Annotated in this window: 11 protein-coding genes; 5 read left to right on the top strand and 6 right to left on the bottom strand. The window is 73.2% G+C overall.

Going from position 1 to position 14982, the window contains the following annotated elements; all coding sequences use genetic code 11:
- Position 1: 1 nt before the first annotated feature.
- From pgi to tkt, 5 genes are read right to left on the bottom strand one after another with little or no spacing between them, the layout of a single operon-like run.
- Positions 2 to 1663: a glucose-6-phosphate isomerase gene (gene pgi / locus ACZ6ZN_RS03730; protein WP_469642815.1), complete on the bottom strand. Its 1662-nt coding sequence runs from the start codon at positions 1661 to 1663 to the stop codon at positions 2 to 4.
- Positions 1656 to 2591, bottom strand: a complete 936-nt coding sequence (opcA, locus tag ACZ6ZN_RS03725) for a glucose-6-phosphate dehydrogenase assembly protein OpcA (RefSeq protein ID WP_398107910.1) — start codon at positions 2589 to 2591, stop codon at positions 1656 to 1658. The genes pgi and opcA overlap by 8 nt, the downstream gene beginning before the upstream one ends.
- Entirely contained in the window at positions 2588 to 4261 is a 1674-nt protein-coding gene (zwf, locus tag ACZ6ZN_RS03720) for a glucose-6-phosphate dehydrogenase (protein ID WP_398107909.1), read from the bottom strand. The genes opcA and zwf overlap by 4 nt, the downstream gene beginning before the upstream one ends.
- Positions 4258 to 5403, bottom strand: a complete 1146-nt coding sequence (gene tal, locus ACZ6ZN_RS03715) for a transaldolase (RefSeq protein ID WP_451877043.1) — start codon at positions 5401 to 5403, stop codon at positions 4258 to 4260. The genes zwf and tal overlap by 4 nt, the downstream gene beginning before the upstream one ends.
- Before the next feature lie 19 nt (positions 5404 to 5422).
- On the bottom strand, positions 5423 to 7498 hold the full coding sequence (tkt, locus tag ACZ6ZN_RS03710; RefSeq protein WP_469642812.1) for a transketolase: 2076 nt from the start codon (positions 7496 to 7498) through the stop codon (positions 5423 to 5425).
- A 156-nt stretch (positions 7499 to 7654) separates the two neighbouring features.
- Between tkt and ACZ6ZN_RS03705 the strand changes: the two genes are divergently transcribed.
- Positions 7655 to 8536: a helix-turn-helix domain-containing protein gene (locus ACZ6ZN_RS03705; RefSeq protein ID WP_451877041.1), complete on the top strand. Its 882-nt coding sequence runs from the start codon at positions 7655 to 7657 to the stop codon at positions 8534 to 8536.
- A 93-nt stretch (positions 8537 to 8629) separates the two neighbouring features.
- Here ACZ6ZN_RS03705 and ACZ6ZN_RS03700 read toward each other — a convergent pair whose 3' ends face one another.
- Positions 8630 to 10024, bottom strand: coding sequence for a glycoside hydrolase family 16 protein (locus ACZ6ZN_RS03700; RefSeq protein ID WP_469642810.1), 1395 nt, complete (start codon positions 10022 to 10024; stop codon positions 8630 to 8632).
- Positions 10025 to 10797: 773 nt separating this feature from the next.
- Between ACZ6ZN_RS03700 and ACZ6ZN_RS03695 the strand changes: the two genes are divergently transcribed.
- From ACZ6ZN_RS03695 to ACZ6ZN_RS03680, 4 genes are all read left to right on the top strand, one after another.
- Entirely contained in the window at positions 10798 to 11316 is a 519-nt protein-coding gene (locus tag ACZ6ZN_RS03695) for an SRPBCC family protein (RefSeq protein ID WP_451877038.1), read from the top strand.
- Entirely contained in the window at positions 11309 to 12928 is a 1620-nt protein-coding gene (locus ACZ6ZN_RS03690) for a phytoene desaturase family protein (protein ID WP_469642808.1), read from the top strand. The genes ACZ6ZN_RS03695 and ACZ6ZN_RS03690 overlap by 8 nt, the downstream gene beginning before the upstream one ends.
- 37 nt (positions 12929 to 12965) lie before the next feature.
- Positions 12966 to 13847, top strand: a complete 882-nt coding sequence (locus ACZ6ZN_RS03685; RefSeq protein ID WP_451877036.1) for an SDR family oxidoreductase — start codon at positions 12966 to 12968, stop codon at positions 13845 to 13847.
- A 73-nt stretch (positions 13848 to 13920) separates the two neighbouring features.
- On the top strand, positions 13921 to 14775 hold the full coding sequence (locus ACZ6ZN_RS03680; RefSeq protein ID WP_469642806.1) for an oxygenase MpaB family protein: 855 nt from the start codon (positions 13921 to 13923) through the stop codon (positions 14773 to 14775).
- Positions 14776 to 14982 lie beyond the last annotated feature (207 nt).

Raw genomic sequence — 14982 nt, 5'->3', positions numbered from 1 at the left:
GTCAGTTCACTTCCCGAAGATTGCGGTAGGCGGCCACCAGCGCGGCCGTGGACGGGTCGAGACCGGGGACGTGCGCGCCCTCGGTGAGGGCGGGTTCGACGCGCTTGGCGAGGACCTTGCCGAGTTCGACGCCCCACTGGTCGAAGGAGTCGATGTTCCACACCGCGCCCTGGACGAACACCTTGTGCTCGTAGAGGGCGACGAGCTGGCCCAGCACGGACGGGGTCAGTTCGGTGGCCAGGATCGTGGTGGTGGGGTGGTCGCCCCGGAACGTCTTGTGCGCCACCAGCTCCTCCGGCACGCCCTCGGCGCGCACCTCCTCGGGTGTCTTGCCGAAGGCGAGTGCCTGGGTCTGGGCGAAGAAGTTGGCCATCAGCAGGTCGTGCTGGGCCTTCAGCTCCTCGCTCAGCTCGGCGACCGGCCGGGCGAAGCCGATGAAGTCCGCCGGGATCAGCTTGGTGCCCTGATGGATCAACTGGTAGTAGGCGTGCTGCCCGTTGGTGCCCGGCGTGCCCCACACCACCGGTCCCGTCTGCCAGGCGACCGGCTCGCCCGCACGGTCCACGGACTTGCCGTTGGACTCCATGTCGAGCTGCTGGAGGTAGGCGGTGAACTTCGACAGGTAGTGGCTGTAGGGCAGGACGGCGTGCGACTGGGCGTCGAGGAAGTTGCCGTACCAGATGCCCAGCAGACCCATGATCAGCGGGGCGTTGGCCTCGGCCGGGGCGTTGCGGAAGTGCTCGTCGACGATGCGGAAACCGTCCAGCATCTCCCGGAAGCGGTCCGGGCCGATGGCGATCATCAGCGACAGGCCGATCGCGGAGTCGAAGGAGTAGCGGCCGCCCACCCAGTCCCAGAACTCGAACATGTTGTCCGGGTCGATGCCGAAGCCGGCGACCTTCTCGCTGTTGGTCGACAGGGCCACGAAGTGCCGGGCCACGGCCTTGTCGTCGCCCAGCCCGGCCAGCAGCCAGGAACGGGCCGAGGTGGCGTTGGTGATGGTCTCGATGGTGGTGAAGGTCTTCGAGGCGACGATGAACAGCGTCTCGGCCGGATCCAGGTCCCGGATGGCCTCGTGCAGGTCGGAGCCGTCCACGTTCGACACGAAACGCACCGTCAGCTCGCGGTCGGTGAACGCCCGCAGCGCCTCGTAGGCCATCGCGGGGCCCAGATCGGAGCCGCCGATGCCGATGTTGACGACATTGCGGATCGGTTTGCCGGTGTGCCCGGTCCATTCCCCCGAGCGCACGCGCCCGGCGAAGTCGGCCATCTTGTCGAGCACGGCGTGCACACCCGGCACCACGTTCTCGCCGTCGACCTCGACCACCGCGTCCCGCGCGGCGCGCAGCGCCGTGTGCAGCACGGCCCGGTTCTCCGTGGTGTTGATCCGCTCACCGCGGAACATGGCGTCCCGCAACCCGAACACGTCCGTCGCCACGGCCAGTTCCCGCAGCAGGGCGAGCGTCTCGTCCGTGATGAGGTGCTTGGAGTAGTCGATGCGCAGGTCACCGACGCGCACGACATAGCGCTCGGCGCGCCCCGGGTCCGCAGCGAACAGCTCGCGCAGGCTCGGCTGCGGCAGGGCGTCGGCGCGGTGCTCCGCCAGGGCGGTCCACTCGGGCCGCGCGGTGAGCCGGGGGGTGCCGGCGGGGGAGTCAGACATGGGCAGGGGTCTCCTCGGTTGCCTCGCCGTTCAGGGCGATGGCGTACATCTCGTCCGCGTCGAGGCGCCGCAGCTCCTCGGCGATGAGTTCGGAGGTGGCACGGACCTTCAGGGCGAGGGTCCGGGACGGCTGGCCGGGCAGCGTCAGTGTGGCCAGCGGTCCTTCGGGGCGGTCGATCACGATCTCGCCGTTCCCGGTACCCAGGCGGACGGCCGTGACGACCGGTCCGGCGGTGACCACGCGGTCGACCCGGACGTGCAGCCGGGCCTCCAGCCAGCGCGCCAGCAGTTCGGCGGCCGGGTTCTCGGCCTCGGCCTCCACGGCCGCCGAGGTCACCTTCTCCCGGGCCTGGTCGAGCGCCGCGGCGAGCATCGACCGCCAGGGCGTCAGCCGGGTCCAGGCGAGGTCGGTGTCGCCGGGCGCGTAGGCGCGCACCCGGCTCTCCAGGACCTCCAGGGGGTTGCCGACGGCGTACAGGTCGGTGATGCGCCGCTGGGCGAGCGCTCCGAGCGGGTCCTTGGAGGGCACCTCGGGGGCGTCCATGGGCCACCACACGACCACGGGCGCGTCCGGCAGCAGCAGCGGCAGGACGACCGAGTCGGCGTGCTCGGACACCTCGCCGTAGGTCCGCAGGATCACCGTCTCGCCGGTACCGGCGTCGGCGCCCACCCGGACCTCGGCGTCCAGCCGGGAGGACTGGCGGTCGCGCGGGGTGCGGGCGTGCCGCTTGATGACGACCAGCGTGCGCGAGGGGTGCTCGTGCGAGGCCTCCTCGGCCGCCTTGATCGCGTCGTAGGCGTTCTCCTCGTCCGTGACGATCACCATCGTCAGGACCATGCCCACGGCGGGCGTGCCGATGGCGCGGCGGCCCTGCACCAGCGCCTTGTTGATCTTGCTTGCCGTGGTGTCGGTCAGGTCGATCTTCATGGCCTGCGCCAGCTCCGTCCGTCTCGTGCGAGCATCTCGTCGGCTTCCTCGGGTCCCCAGCTGCCCGAGGCGTACTGCGCGGGCCGGCCGTGCGTGGCCCAGTACTGCTCGATCGGGTCGAGGATCTTCCAGGACTCTTCCACTTCCTGGTGACGGGGGAACAGGTTGGCGTCGCCCAGGAGGACGTCCAGGATCAGCCGTTCGTACGCCTCGGGGCTCGATTCGGTGAACGACTCGCCGTAGGCGAAGTCCATGGTCACGTCGCGGATCTCCATGGACGTGCCCGGCACCTTGGAACCGAAGCGGACCGTCATGCCCTCGTCCGGCTGGACGCGGATGACGATCGCGTTGGAACCGAGCTCCTCGGTGGCCGTGGAGTCGAAGGGGGAGTGCGGGGCCCGCTGGAAGACGACCGCGATCTCCGTCACCCGGCGGCCCAGCCGCTTGCCGGTGCGCAGGTAGAACGGCACCCCGGCCCAGCGGCGGTTGTCCACCTGGAGCTTGATCGCCGCGTAGGTGTCGGTCGTGGAGGCGGGGTCGATGCCGTCCTCCTCCAGGTAGCCGCGCACCTTCGCACCGCCCTGCCAGGCCGCCGCGTACTGCCCGCGCACGGTGTTCGCCCCCAGGTCCTGCGGCAGCCGCACGGCCTTGAGGACCTTCAGCTTCTCGGTGAGCAGCGACGGGGCGTCGAACGCGGCCGGCTCCTCCATCGCGGTGAGCGCCATCAGCTGGAGCAGGTGGTTCTGGATGACGTCGCGGGCGGCGCCGATGCCGTCGTAGTAACCCGCCCGGCCGCCGATGCCGATGTCCTCGGCCATGGTGATCTGCACGTGGTCCACGAAGGACCGGTTCCAGATCGGCTCGAACATCGTGTTGGCGAAACGCAGCGCCAGCAGGTTCTGGACGGTCTCCTTGCCCAGGTAGTGGTCGATCCGGAAGACCTGCTCCGGGTCGAACACCTCGTGCACGACGCGGTTGAGCTCCTGCGCCGACTCCAGGTCGTGGCCGAACGGCTTCTCGATGACCGCGCGGCGCCAGGACCCCTCCGGCGCGTCGGCCAGCTTGTGCTTCTTCAGCTGCTCGACGACCTTGGGGAAGAACTTCGGCGGCACCGAGAGGTAGAACGCGTAGTTGCCGCTGGTGCCCCGGGAGGAGTCCAGCTCCTCCACGGCGGAGCGCAGCTGCTCGAACGCCGAGTCGTCGTCGAAGTCGCCCGGGATGAACCGCATGCCCTCGGCGAGCTGCTGCCAGACCTCCTCGCGGAACGGGGTGCGCGCGTGCTCCTTGACCGCGTCGTGCACGACCTGCGCGAAGTCCTGGTCCTCCCAGTCCCGGCGGGCGAAACCCACCAGCGAGAAGCCCGGCGGCAGCAGGCCGCGGTTGGCCAGGTCGTACACGGCCGGCATCAGCTTCTTGCGGGACAGGTCGCCCGTGACACCGAAGATGACCAGCCCCGAGGGGCCCGCGATCCGGGGCAGGCGGCGGTCCTGCGGGTCGCGCAGGGGGTTGTCGAAGGGGGCGTCGGCGCGCCGGGCCGGCGGGGCGGCCCGTTCCTCGCCGCCCACTCCCGTGGGCTCGACCCCCGCCGCCTCCTGGGCGGCCAGGGCCTCCTTCTCCTCCTTGGTCCCCTTGGTCTCCTGCTCGGCCGTCCGGTGGATGTCCTCGCTCATCCGGCGTCAACTCCCTCGTCGTTCAAGGACTTGGTGACCGCGTCCAGCAGCTCCTGCCAGGCCACCTCGAACTTGGCCACTCCCTCGTCCTCCAGTTGCCGCACCACCTCGTCGTATGCGATGCCGAGCCGTTCGACGGCCGCCAGGTCCTCGCGGGCCCGGTCGTAACCGCCGGTGACGGTGTCGCCCCGGACGTCGCCGTGGTCGGCGACGGCGTTCAGCGTGGCCTCCGGCATGGTGTTGACCGTGCCGGGGGCGACCAGCCCGTCCACGTACAGGGTGTCCTTGTAGGCGGGGTCCTTCACACCGGTGGAGGCCCAAAGGGGGCGCTGCCGGTTGGCTCCGGCGCGCTCCAGCTCCTGCCAGCGCTCCCCGTCGAAGGTCTGTTCGTACGCCGCGTAGGCGAGCCGGGCGTTGGCCAGAGCCGCCCGGCCCCGCAGGGCGAGGGCCTCGTCCGTGCCCAGCAGCGTCAGCCGCTTGTCGATCTCGGCGTCGACGCGCGAGACGAAGAAGGACGCGACCGAGTGGACGGCCGACAGGTCGATCCCGGCCGCCCGGGCCCGCTCCAGCCCCGCGAGGTAGGCGTCCATGACCTCGCGGTGCCGCTCCAGGGAGAAGATCAGCGTCACGTTGACACTGATACCCGCTCCGACCACTTCTGTGATCGCGGGCAGGCCGGCCCGTGTCGCCGGAATCTTGATCATCACGTTGGGGCGGTCCACCAGCCAGGCCAGCTGCCGGGCCTCGGCCACGGTGGCCGCCGTGTCGTGGGCCAGCCGCGGGTCCACCTCGATGGAGACCCGGCCGTCCCGCCCGCCGGTGGCGTCGTACACCGGCCGCAGGACGTCGGCGGCGGCCCGGACGTCGGCGGTCGTCAGCATCCGGACGGCCTCGTCCACGCCCACGCCCCGCACCGCCAGGTCGGCGAGCTGCTCCTCGTAGCCCGCGCCGGAGCCGATGGCGGCCCGGAAGATCGAGGGGTTGGTGGTGACGCCGACGACGTTCCGCCGCGCCACCAGACCGGCGAGGTCGCCGGACTCGATCCGCCGGCGCGACAGGTCGTCGAGCCAGATCGACACGCCCGCGTCGGACAGGCGCTGCAGGGCTCCCGCGGGTGCGGTCGCTTCGGTCACAGTGATCATCTTCTTTCGTGCGAACGGATCAGCCGCGGGCGGCGGCGAGAGAGTCGCGCGCGGCGGCGACGACGTTCCCGGGCGTGAAGCCGTACTCGGCGAACAGGGTCCTGGCGTCGGCGGAGGCGCCGAAGTGCTCCAGCGAGACGATGCGGCCGGCGTCGCCCACGAACCGGTGCCAGGTCAGGCCGATCCCGGCCTCCACGGCGACCCGGGCCGTCACCGACGGCGGCAGCACGCTCTCCCGGTAGGCGCGCGGCTGCTCCTCGAACCACTCCACGGACGGCATCGACACCACCCGCGTGGGCACACCGGCCGCCTGGAGCTGTTCGCGCGCCTCGACGGCGAGCTGCACCTCCGAGCCGGTGGCGATGAGGATCACCTGGGGCGTGCCGCCCTCCGCCTCGAACCTCACGTAGCCGCCGCGCGCCACGTCCGGGTCCGGCTCGTAGGTCGGCACGCCCTGCCGGGTCAGGGCCAGGCCGTGCGGCGCCGGTGCGGTGCCGTGGCGGCGCAGGATCTCGGCCCAGGCGAGGGCGGTCTCGTTGGCGTCGGCCGGGCGGACGACGTTCAGGCCCGGGATCGCGCGCAGCGACGCGAGGTGCTCGACCGGCTGGTGCGTCGGGCCGTCCTCGCCCAGGCCGATGGAGTCGTGCGTCCACACGTACGTCACCGGCAGCTGCATCAGCGCCGACATGCGTACGGCGTTGCGCATGTAGTCGGAGAACACCAGGAAGGTGCCGCCGTAGATGCGCGTGTTGCCGTGCAGCGCGATGCCGTTCATCTCCGCGGCCATGGAGAACTCGCGGATGCCGAAGTGGATCGTGCGGCCGTACGGGTCCGCCTCCGGCAGCGGGTTGCCCGCCGGGAGGAAGGAGCTGGTCCTGTCGATGGTGGTGTTGTTGGAGCCGGCCAGGTCGGCCGAGCCGCCCCACAGCTCGGGGACGACCTCGCCGAGCGCCTGGAGCACCGTGCCGGACGCGGCACGCGTGGCGACCGCCTTGCCGGGCTCGAACACCGGCAGGGCGTCCTCCCAGCCCTCGGGCAGCTCGCCCTTGCTCACCCGGTCGAACGTGACGGCCCGCTCCGGGTGGTCGGCGCGCCAGGCGGCGAGCCGCTTGTCCCAGTCCGCATGGGCCTGCGCGCCCCGGTCCAGCGCCCCGCGGGTGTGGGCCAGCACCTCGTCGGCGACCTCGAAGGAACGCTCCGGGTCGAACCCGAGGAGTCGCTTGGTGGCGGCGACCTCGTCCTCGCCCAGCGCCGAACCGTGGGAGGCCTCGGTGTTGCGGGCGTTCGGGGCGGGCCAGGCGATGACGGTGCGCATCGCGATGATCGAGGGGCGTCCGGTCTCCGCCTGCGCCGCCTTCAGGGCGGCGTACAGCGCGGGTACGTCGATGTCGCCGTCCTCCCGCGGCACGACGCGCTGCACGTGCCAGCTGTAGGCCTCGTAGCGCTTCAGCACGTCCTCGGAGAAGGCGGTCGCGGTGTCGCCCTCGATGGAGATGTGGTTGTCGTCGTAGAGGAAGACCAGGTTGCCCAGCCTCTGGTGGCCGGCGAGGGAGGAGGCCTCCGCGGACACGCCCTCCTGGAGGTCGCCGTCGGAGACGATCGCCCAGACGGTGTGGTCGAAGGGCGACTCCCCCTCGGGCGCGTCCGGGTCGAACAGGCCGCGCTCGTAACGGGCGGCCATCGCCATGCCGACGGCGTTCGCGACGCCCTGGCCGAGCGGGCCGGTGGTGGTCTCCACGCCCGCGGTGTGCCCGTACTCGGGGTGGCCGGGGGTCCTGGAGCCCTGGGTGCGGAAGGCCTTGAGGTCGTCCAGCTCCAGCTCGTAGCCCGCGAGGTACAGCTGCGTGTACAGGGTCAGCGAGGTGTGGCCGGGGGAGAGGACGAAGCGGTCACGGCCCGCCCACTCGGGGTCGGCCGGGTCGTGCCGCATCACCTTCTGAAAGATCGTGTAGGCGGCCGGGGCCAGGCTCATCGCGGTGCCCGGGTGGCCGTTGCCGACCCGCTGCACGGCATCCGCCGCCAGCAGGCGGGCGGTGTCGACGGCACGCCGGTCGAGTTCGGTCCATTCGAAGCTGTCCGCTGTCTGCGTGCTCATCTTCAAGAAGTCCTCGAGGGAAGCGGAGGTTCTGCTCTGACGTGTTCAAAACTAAAAGTCTGACTTTTTCGAGGGAAGGTCGCGGTGTGTCAGCCTGTGGTGAAAGTGGGACACCGGGCGGCGGCGCGTCGTGCGGACGGGCGGCACGAGGCGGACATGGCAGACAGAACCCCCCAAGGCGGCGACGGGATCGCGACGTTCCCCTTCCCGGTCGAGCTGAGCGTCGGCGGCGTCGGCGTGCAGGTCGCGCCGATGGGCGACGCGTGGGCCACCGGTGTTCCGCTGGACCGCGTGCACCGCATCGACTTCCACGTCGTCCTGCTGTTCGGCGCGGGCCCGGTCCGGCACATGGTCGACTTCACCGAGTACGAGGCCGGCGCCGGGGACCTGCTGTGGATCCGCCCCGGGCAGGTCCACCGCTTCTCGCCCGGCAGCGAGTACCGCGGAACGGCACTGACCATGCAACCCGGCTTCCTGCCGCGCTCCACCGTCGAGGCCACGGGCCTGTACCGCTACGACCTGCCGCCGCTGCTGCACCCCGACCCGGCGCAACTCGCCGGTCTGCGGGCCGCCCTGGACCAGCTGCGACGCGAGTACGAGGACACCGCCACGCTGCCGCTCAGCCTGCACACCGCCGTCCTGCGCCACAGCCTGACGGCGTTCCTGCTGCGGCTCGCGCACCTCGCGGCCAGTTCGGCCGAGGCGCTGCGGCAGCGCTCCGACTCCACGTTCACCCTGTTCCGGGACGCCGTCGAGCGGGACTTCGCCTCCAACCACAGCGTCAGCGCCTACGCCGACGCGCTCGGTTACTCCCGCCGCACCCTGGTACGCGCGGTCCGGGCCGCCACCGGCGAGACCCCCAAGTCGTTCATCGACAAACGCGTCGTCCTGGAGGCCAAGCGGCTCCTCGCCCACACCGACCTGCCCATCGGCCGGATCGGCGCGGCGGTCGGCTTCCCCGACGCGGCGAACTTCTCCAAGTTCTTCCACCAGCACACCGACCGCACCCCGGCGGCGTTCCGTGCGGAACTGCGCTGAGGACGGCGCACCGCGCCCCCGCCCACGTGAAGGAGGGGTCCGCGCAGGTGAAAAGGGGCCCCACGCGCGCGTGGAGCCCCTGGCCGGATCCGGTCAGCGGGCGAAGGTGAACCAGTTGACGTTCACGAAGTCCGTGGGCTGACCGCTGGTGAAGGTCAGATACACGTCGTGCGTGCCCGTCACGCCGCCGATGTTGGCGGGGATCGTCCGCCACGACTGCCAGCCGCCCGTGCTGCCCACCGCGAAACTCCCGACGGGCGCGTTGCTGCGGCTGTCCAGCCGCACCTCGACCAGCCCGCTGACGCCGCTCGCCGCGCCGCTCGCGACCCGGGCGCTGAACTGCCGGGCCGCCGTGGAACCGAAGGCGACGCCCTTGAACTGCACCCAGTCCCCGCTCGCGATCGCGCCGATGTTCCGGCCGCCGCCGGTGTCCGTGGTGGTCTCGGTGATGACGCCGGACTGGCCGTCGAAGGACTCGGCCTGGATGGTGCCGTAGGCGTCGCGGTTGCCGGTCGGCGGGGGCGTGGTGCCCCCGCCGGACGACAGCACCTGGACGTAGTCGACGACCATGGCGTGCCCGGGCTGCGTGCCGCCGTCGGGGCCGCCGCCGAACGCGTCCGGGAAACCGCCGCCCATCGCCACGTTGAGGATGATGAAGTAGCCGTGGTCCGTGGCGTTGCGCCAGGTCGTCGCGTCGACCTGGTCGGCGCGCACCGTGTGGAACCTGGCGCCGTCCAGGAAGAAGCGGATCTCCTCCACGCTCGTCGAGCGGTCCCACTCCATCCGGTAGGTGTGGAAACCGGCCTGACAGGTCGTGCCCTGGCACGTGGTCGAACCGCCGATCCCGCTCGTCTCGTTGCAGGGGCCGCCGGGCGAGGTGCCGCAGTGCATCGTGGCGAACACCGTGTTCATGCCCTGGGTGTTCTCCATGATGTCCAGCTCGCCGACGGCCGGCCAGTTCCAGTAGTTGCCGCGGTAGGGAGCGCCCAGCATCCAGAACGCCGGCCAGTAGCCCTTCGCGGCGGCTCCGGTGACGTTGGGCACCTGGATGCGCGACTCCACGCGCAGTGTGCCGCCGGCGGGGGGCCGGAAGTCGGTGCGCCTGGTCTCGATGCGGCCGGAGGTCCAGTTGCCGGAGGCGTCCCGGCGGGGCGTGATGCGCAGGTTGCCGTTGCCGTCGAGGGAGACGTTGTCGGTGCTGCTCGTCATCGTCTCGATCTCGCCGGTGCCCCAGTTGGCGGGTCCGCCCGGATAGCCCTTGCCGGTGGCGTACTGCCAGTCGCCGGTGTTGACGCCGCTGCCGGCGGGGCCGTTGAAGTCGTCCGCGAACACCTGGGTCCAGCCGGACGGGGGAGGCGGGGCGGAGGCGCTCGCGGAGGGCGCGCCGACACCCGCGGCGGCCGCCGCGAGTCCGAGGGCGCCCGCCACGGCGACGAGCGCGCGCCGCAGGCGCCGGGGTCTGGGGGAGGTGCCGGAGGTTTCGCTCATGGGGGGCCTCTCGGTACGGGGAAGGGGAGAACGCTTGGGGAGGAGGGCTGAGAGCGCTCTCAAAGTGCCGCCAATGTGCTCCCTGGTGCGCCGGTCGTCAAGAGGTGAAGCCACGGAAAACGTGGAACGGGCGCGCGGGCTGGACGGAATCAAAGGGTGCGACTGAGGGGGGAGTTGGGCGTCTGGACCTACTGGTGCCCGGCGGGACGCCGTCGCCCGGCGCGCCGGAGCGGATCATTCGGCCGGGGGACTGGTCGGCGGCCCGTCCGGGCTCCCCGCGCTCGACCGCCTCGGACCGGGAGACCACTTCCGCACGTACCGGCCCGCCGAGTCGTCGACGATCAGGCACACGAGGACGCCGATCACCAGCGTCCACTGCGGCAGCCCTGCCCAGGCGGCGCCGAGGCCCATAGTTCCCGCGAGCGCAGCCATGAGCAGCAGTCGCAGCCCGCGCCGCTGCCCGGGGTGTGCGGCCGGCCGTCGCGCCCGCCTCCGGGCCCGGTCCGCTCCTGCCTTCACCGGTTCCTCCCCCCGTCACGAGTGCCGTCGGGCGGCCCCGCCTCGTTCGACAGCCGGCGAGCAGGGAGGGTTGCCCCACCGGCCTGGGCTCCGGGACGCCGGGGCCCACCCCGCGGCGGCGGTCCGTCGGCCCGGGGCCGGGGAAGCCACCCCCTCCATCCGGCTGAGGGAGGAAGCCGACGCTGTTGAAGCGGGCTCGCCGGGGAACCCGGGGTGGACGACTGACCGACCGGTCCAGGCAGCAGGAGGTTTCCGTGGCCGTTCGCCATCACCTGATCCGAGTCCCGCCGAGCGCGGTGTGGGAGGTCCTCGCCGACGGCAACCGTTACGCGGAATGGGTGGTGGGCACCTCCGAGTCCCACCCCGTGCGCGGGCAGTGGCCGCACGAGGACGCGGCCATCGCGTACCAGGTCCGGCTCGGACCGGTGCAGCTGGACAACGAGACGGTGGTCCGCGTCTGCGAGGAGGGCAGCCGGCTGGAGCTGGAGGCCAAGGCCGGTGTCCTCGGCACCGCGCGCATCGCCATCGAACTGCGGCCGTGGGGCGAGAACTGCCTGGTCATCGTCGACGAACACCCCCTGCGCGGCGCGGGCGGCCGGCTGCACAACGTGGGCTTCGAGGCCCTGATCCAGCTGCGCCACCGCGCCATGCTGGCCCGGCTGGCCCGGCTGTGCGAGGGCACGGACGAGGAGGAGGACGACGCGTACGAGACCCGGCGCCCGCTCGGCCAGGTCACCGCGGCCGACGGGGCGGGCGGAGCCGGCCGTGCCTGATGCCGTGGTGATCGGCGCGGGCCCCAACGGCCTGGTCGCGGCGAACGTCCTGGCGGACGCCGGGTGGAGCGTCGAGGTCCTGGAGGAGCAGCCCGAACCCGGCGGCGCGGTGCGCCACGACCGGGGCGTGCACGCCGACTACGTCAATGACATGTTCAGCTCCTTCTACCCGCTCGCCGCGGCCTCGCCCATCGTGGCGGGGCTGCGCCTGGAGGAGCACGGCCTGCGGTGGAGCCATGCGCCCAGCGTGGTCGCCCATCCGCTCTCCGACGGCCGCTGCGCGCTGCTGGACCGCGACCCCGGGACCACCGCCGCGTCCCTCGAAGCCTTCGCGCCGGGCGACGGCGAGGCCTGGCAGCGGCTGCACGACGTCTGGGAGGGCCTGCGCGGCGACATCGTGGACGCCCTGTTCACGCCGTTCCCGCCGGTGCGCGCCGCGGCGCGGCTCGGCCTGCGGCTGCGCGCGGCGGGCGGGCTGCGCCTGGCCCGCTCCCTGGTGCTGCCGGTGCGCCGGCTCGGCGAGGAGGAGTTCCGCGGCGAGGGAGGCCGGCTGCTCCTCGCCGGCAACGCGCTGCACGCCGACCTCGCCCCGGAGTCGGCGGGCAGCGGCGGCTTCGGCTGGCTGATGGCCATGCTGGGCCAGACCTACGGCTTTCCCGTCCCCGCCGGCGGCTCCGGCGCGCTCACCGCGGCCCTGGTGCGGCGTCTGGAGAGCCGGGGCGGGCGGGTGCGGTGCGGACAGCGCGTCGAGCGGATCGTCGTCGGCGGCGGCCGGGCGCTGGGCGTGCGCACGGCGGGCGGTGACGCCGTGCGGGCCCGGCGCGCCGTGCTGGCGGACGTGTCGGTGCCCGCCCTGTTCGGCGAACTCGTCGAAGCCGAGCACCTGCCCGCGCAACTGCTGCGGGACCTGCGGAACTTCCAGTGGGACTTCGCCACCTTCAAGGTCGACTGGGCCCTGGACGGCCCCGTGCCCTGGCAGGCCGGGCAGGCGTCCCGGGCCGGGACCGTGCACCTCGCCGACGGCATGGACGAGCTGACCCGTTTCGCCGCGCAGATCGCCATGCGGCAGGTCCCGGACCGCCCGTTCCTGATCTTCGGGCAGATGACCACCTCCGACGCCTCCCGTTCCCCGCGCGGCACCGAATCCGCCTGGGCCTACACCCACCTCCCGCACGACATCCGCGCCGACGCCGCCGACGAGGGCATCACCGGCAGCTGGGACGCCAAGGAGCAGGAGCTCATGGCGGACCGCATGGAGCGCCAGGTGGAGCGCTTCGCACCCGGCTTCCGCGCGCTCGTCCGCGGCCGCCGCATCCTGGCGCCCCCCACCCTCCAGGCGCTCGACGCCAACCTGGCCGGCGGTGCCATCAACGGCGGCACGACCGCCATGCACCAGCAGCTCTTCTTCCGCCCCCTACCGGGCACCGGCCGCCCGGAGACCCCCGTGCCGGGCCTGTACCTCGCCTCCTCCGGGGCCCACCCGGGCGGCGGGGTGCACGGCGCGCCCGGCGCCAACGCCGCCCGGGCCGCTCTGCGCCGCCACCGCGCGCCGGGGATGGCGGGCGTGCAGCGGCTCCTGGCCCACCGCGACCGCACCGGAAGCCGGCGCTGAACCGGCCGCGGCGACGCGGCCGGGAAGGAAGGCCCCCATGCACAGCAGCCCACTGGCCGGACGCACGGTCGTCATCACCGGAGCCGCCCGCGGTGTGGGCGCCGCGCTGGCGCGCGAGACCTCCCGGCGCGGCGCCCGGGTGGCGCTCCTCGGGCACGAGAAGGGCTCCCTCGAGGCCGTCGCCGCGTCCCTGCCAGGGCCGTCCCTGGCCGTCGCGGCGGACGTCACCGACCTGGACGCCCTGCACGCCGCCGCGGACACCGTACGGTCCGCCCTCGGCCGCCCGTCGGCCGTGGTGGCCAACGCGGGGATCGCCGAGGGCGGCGCGTTCCTCGCCTCGGACCCGGCCTCCTGGCGCCGCGTGATCGAGGTCAACCTCACGGGCAGCTCGCACACGGCCCGCGTGTTCCTGCCGGACCTGCTGGAGACGGCCGGCTACCACCTCCAGGTGGCCTCCCTGGCGTCGATCGGCGCCGCCCCGCTGATGAGCGCCTACTGCGCCTCGAAAGCGGGCGTCGAGGCCTTCGCGCACTCCCTGCGGGCGGAGGTGGCGCACCGGGGCGTCGCCGTGGGCGTCGCCTACATCAACTGGACCGACACCGAGATGATCCGCGACTTCGACCGGTACGACGTGCTGCGGGAACTGCGCGGTCACATGCCCGCGCCGGCCCGCCGCGTGTACCCGGCGGAGGTCGTGGCCGCCCGGCTGGTGCGGGCCGTGGAGCGCCGCCGCACGGCCGTCTACGCGCCGGCCTGGCTGCGGCTGACGCAGCCGGTGCGCCCGGCCCTGCCGCCGGTGGTGCTGCGGGTGACGCGCCGCACGCTGCCCCGGCTGGAGGCCCGGGCCCCGCTCCGCTCCACCGGGCCGCTCGGCGCCGGAGGCGAGGCCGACCGCCGGGCGGCGGACCACCGCTCCTGACACCGGCGTCCCGCCCCTCCCGGACGGGCGGGCCCATGCCGGACACTGGAGAACGGGAGAAGGGAGGCCGACCGTGCTGACCGAGGTCCGTGAGCAACTGGGCCGGGCCCTGTTCCGGCGCGTCGCCGGCCCGGGCGGACCGCAGACCCGCGCCCGCATCCACGACACACCGGGACCGCGCTGGTTCGGCCCCGACCGGCCGATCCGCACGGTCCACGGCGACGCCTCCATGTTCATCGGCGGGCTGACCGCGCTGCTCCTGCAGTCCCTGCACCCGCTGGCGATGGCGGCCGTCGCCGGGCACTCCGGCTACCGCGGCGACCCGTGGGGGCGGCTGCAACGCACCAGCACCTTCCTGGCGGTGACGACCTACGGCACCGCCGACGACGCGCAGCGGGCCGTCGACCAGGTACGCGCCATCCACGAGCGGATCCGCGGCACCACGGCCGACGGCGAGCCGTACCACGCGGCCGACCCGCACCTGCTCGGCTGGGTCCACGCAGCCGAGGCGTACAGCTTCCTGCGCGCCCACACCCGCTACGGCGCCCGCCCCCTGGACGCGGCCGGCCAGGACGCCTACGTCGCCGACACCGCGCGGGTCGCCGAGGCCCTGGGCGCGGTCGACCCGCCGCGCGACCGCCGCGAGCTGGCCGTGCGGCTGGCCGCCTACCGGCCCGAGCTGCGGGCCACGCCCGAGGCGCGGGCCGCCGCCCGCTTCCTGCTGCTCCGGCCGCCCCTGCCGCTGGCCGTACGGCCCTTCTACGGCGGGCTCGTCGCCAACGCCGTCACCGCGCTGCCCCCCTGGGCCCGCTCCCTGCTGTGGCTGCCCCGGGTCCCGGTCGTCGAGGACCTCGCCGTACGACCCGCCGGCCTCGCCCTGACCCGGACCATCCGCTGGGCCATGACCCCGCCACCCCAGGAGACGTGAGCCCGCCTCACCGGGTGCGCGCGGGGTCCGGCCCCGGCCGGACAGATGAGTAAGGTTCACGGCGTGTCGGCCGAACGACGACGGACGCCGGGGCACCGCGGTGGCCCGGGCCTGCGGGCCGGAGCGTACCCGCGGCCGGACACGTCGAACGAGGCGGCGCGTGTCGGGAGTCCCCGGCGCGCCGCGCGCAGCCTACGGAGGCGGAGG

This window comes from Streptomyces sp. NPDC053665, from assembly GCF_055585285.1.
The sequence above is the reverse complement of the archived record's forward strand: the minus strand, read 5'-3'. Positions and strand labels throughout refer to the sequence as shown.

Excerpts from the sequence above, each read along its gene's own strand:
- pgi (WP_469642815.1), bottom strand. The coding sequence starts at position 1,663 with ATGTCTGACTCCCCCGCCGGCACCCCCCGGCTCACCGCGCGGCCCGAG.
- opcA (WP_398107910.1), bottom strand. The coding sequence starts at position 2,591 with ATGAAGATCGACCTGACCGACACCACGGCAAGCAAGATCAACAAGGCG.
- zwf (WP_398107909.1), bottom strand. The coding sequence starts at position 4,261 with ATGAGCGAGGACATCCACCGGACGGCCGAGCAGGAGACCAAGGGGACC.
- tal (WP_451877043.1), bottom strand. The coding sequence starts at position 5,403 with ATGATCACTGTGACCGAAGCGACCGCACCCGCGGGAGCCCTGCAGCGC.
- tkt (WP_469642812.1), bottom strand. The coding sequence starts at position 7,498 with ATGAGCACGCAGACAGCGGACAGCTTCGAATGGACCGAACTCGACCGG.
- ACZ6ZN_RS03705 (WP_451877041.1), top strand. The coding sequence starts at position 7,655 with ATGGCAGACAGAACCCCCCAAGGCGGCGACGGGATCGCGACGTTCCCC.
- ACZ6ZN_RS03700 (WP_469642810.1), bottom strand. The coding sequence starts at position 10,024 with ATGAGCGAAACCTCCGGCACCTCCCCCAGACCCCGGCGCCTGCGGCGC.
- ACZ6ZN_RS03685 (WP_451877036.1), top strand. The coding sequence starts at position 12,966 with ATGCACAGCAGCCCACTGGCCGGACGCACGGTCGTCATCACCGGAGCC.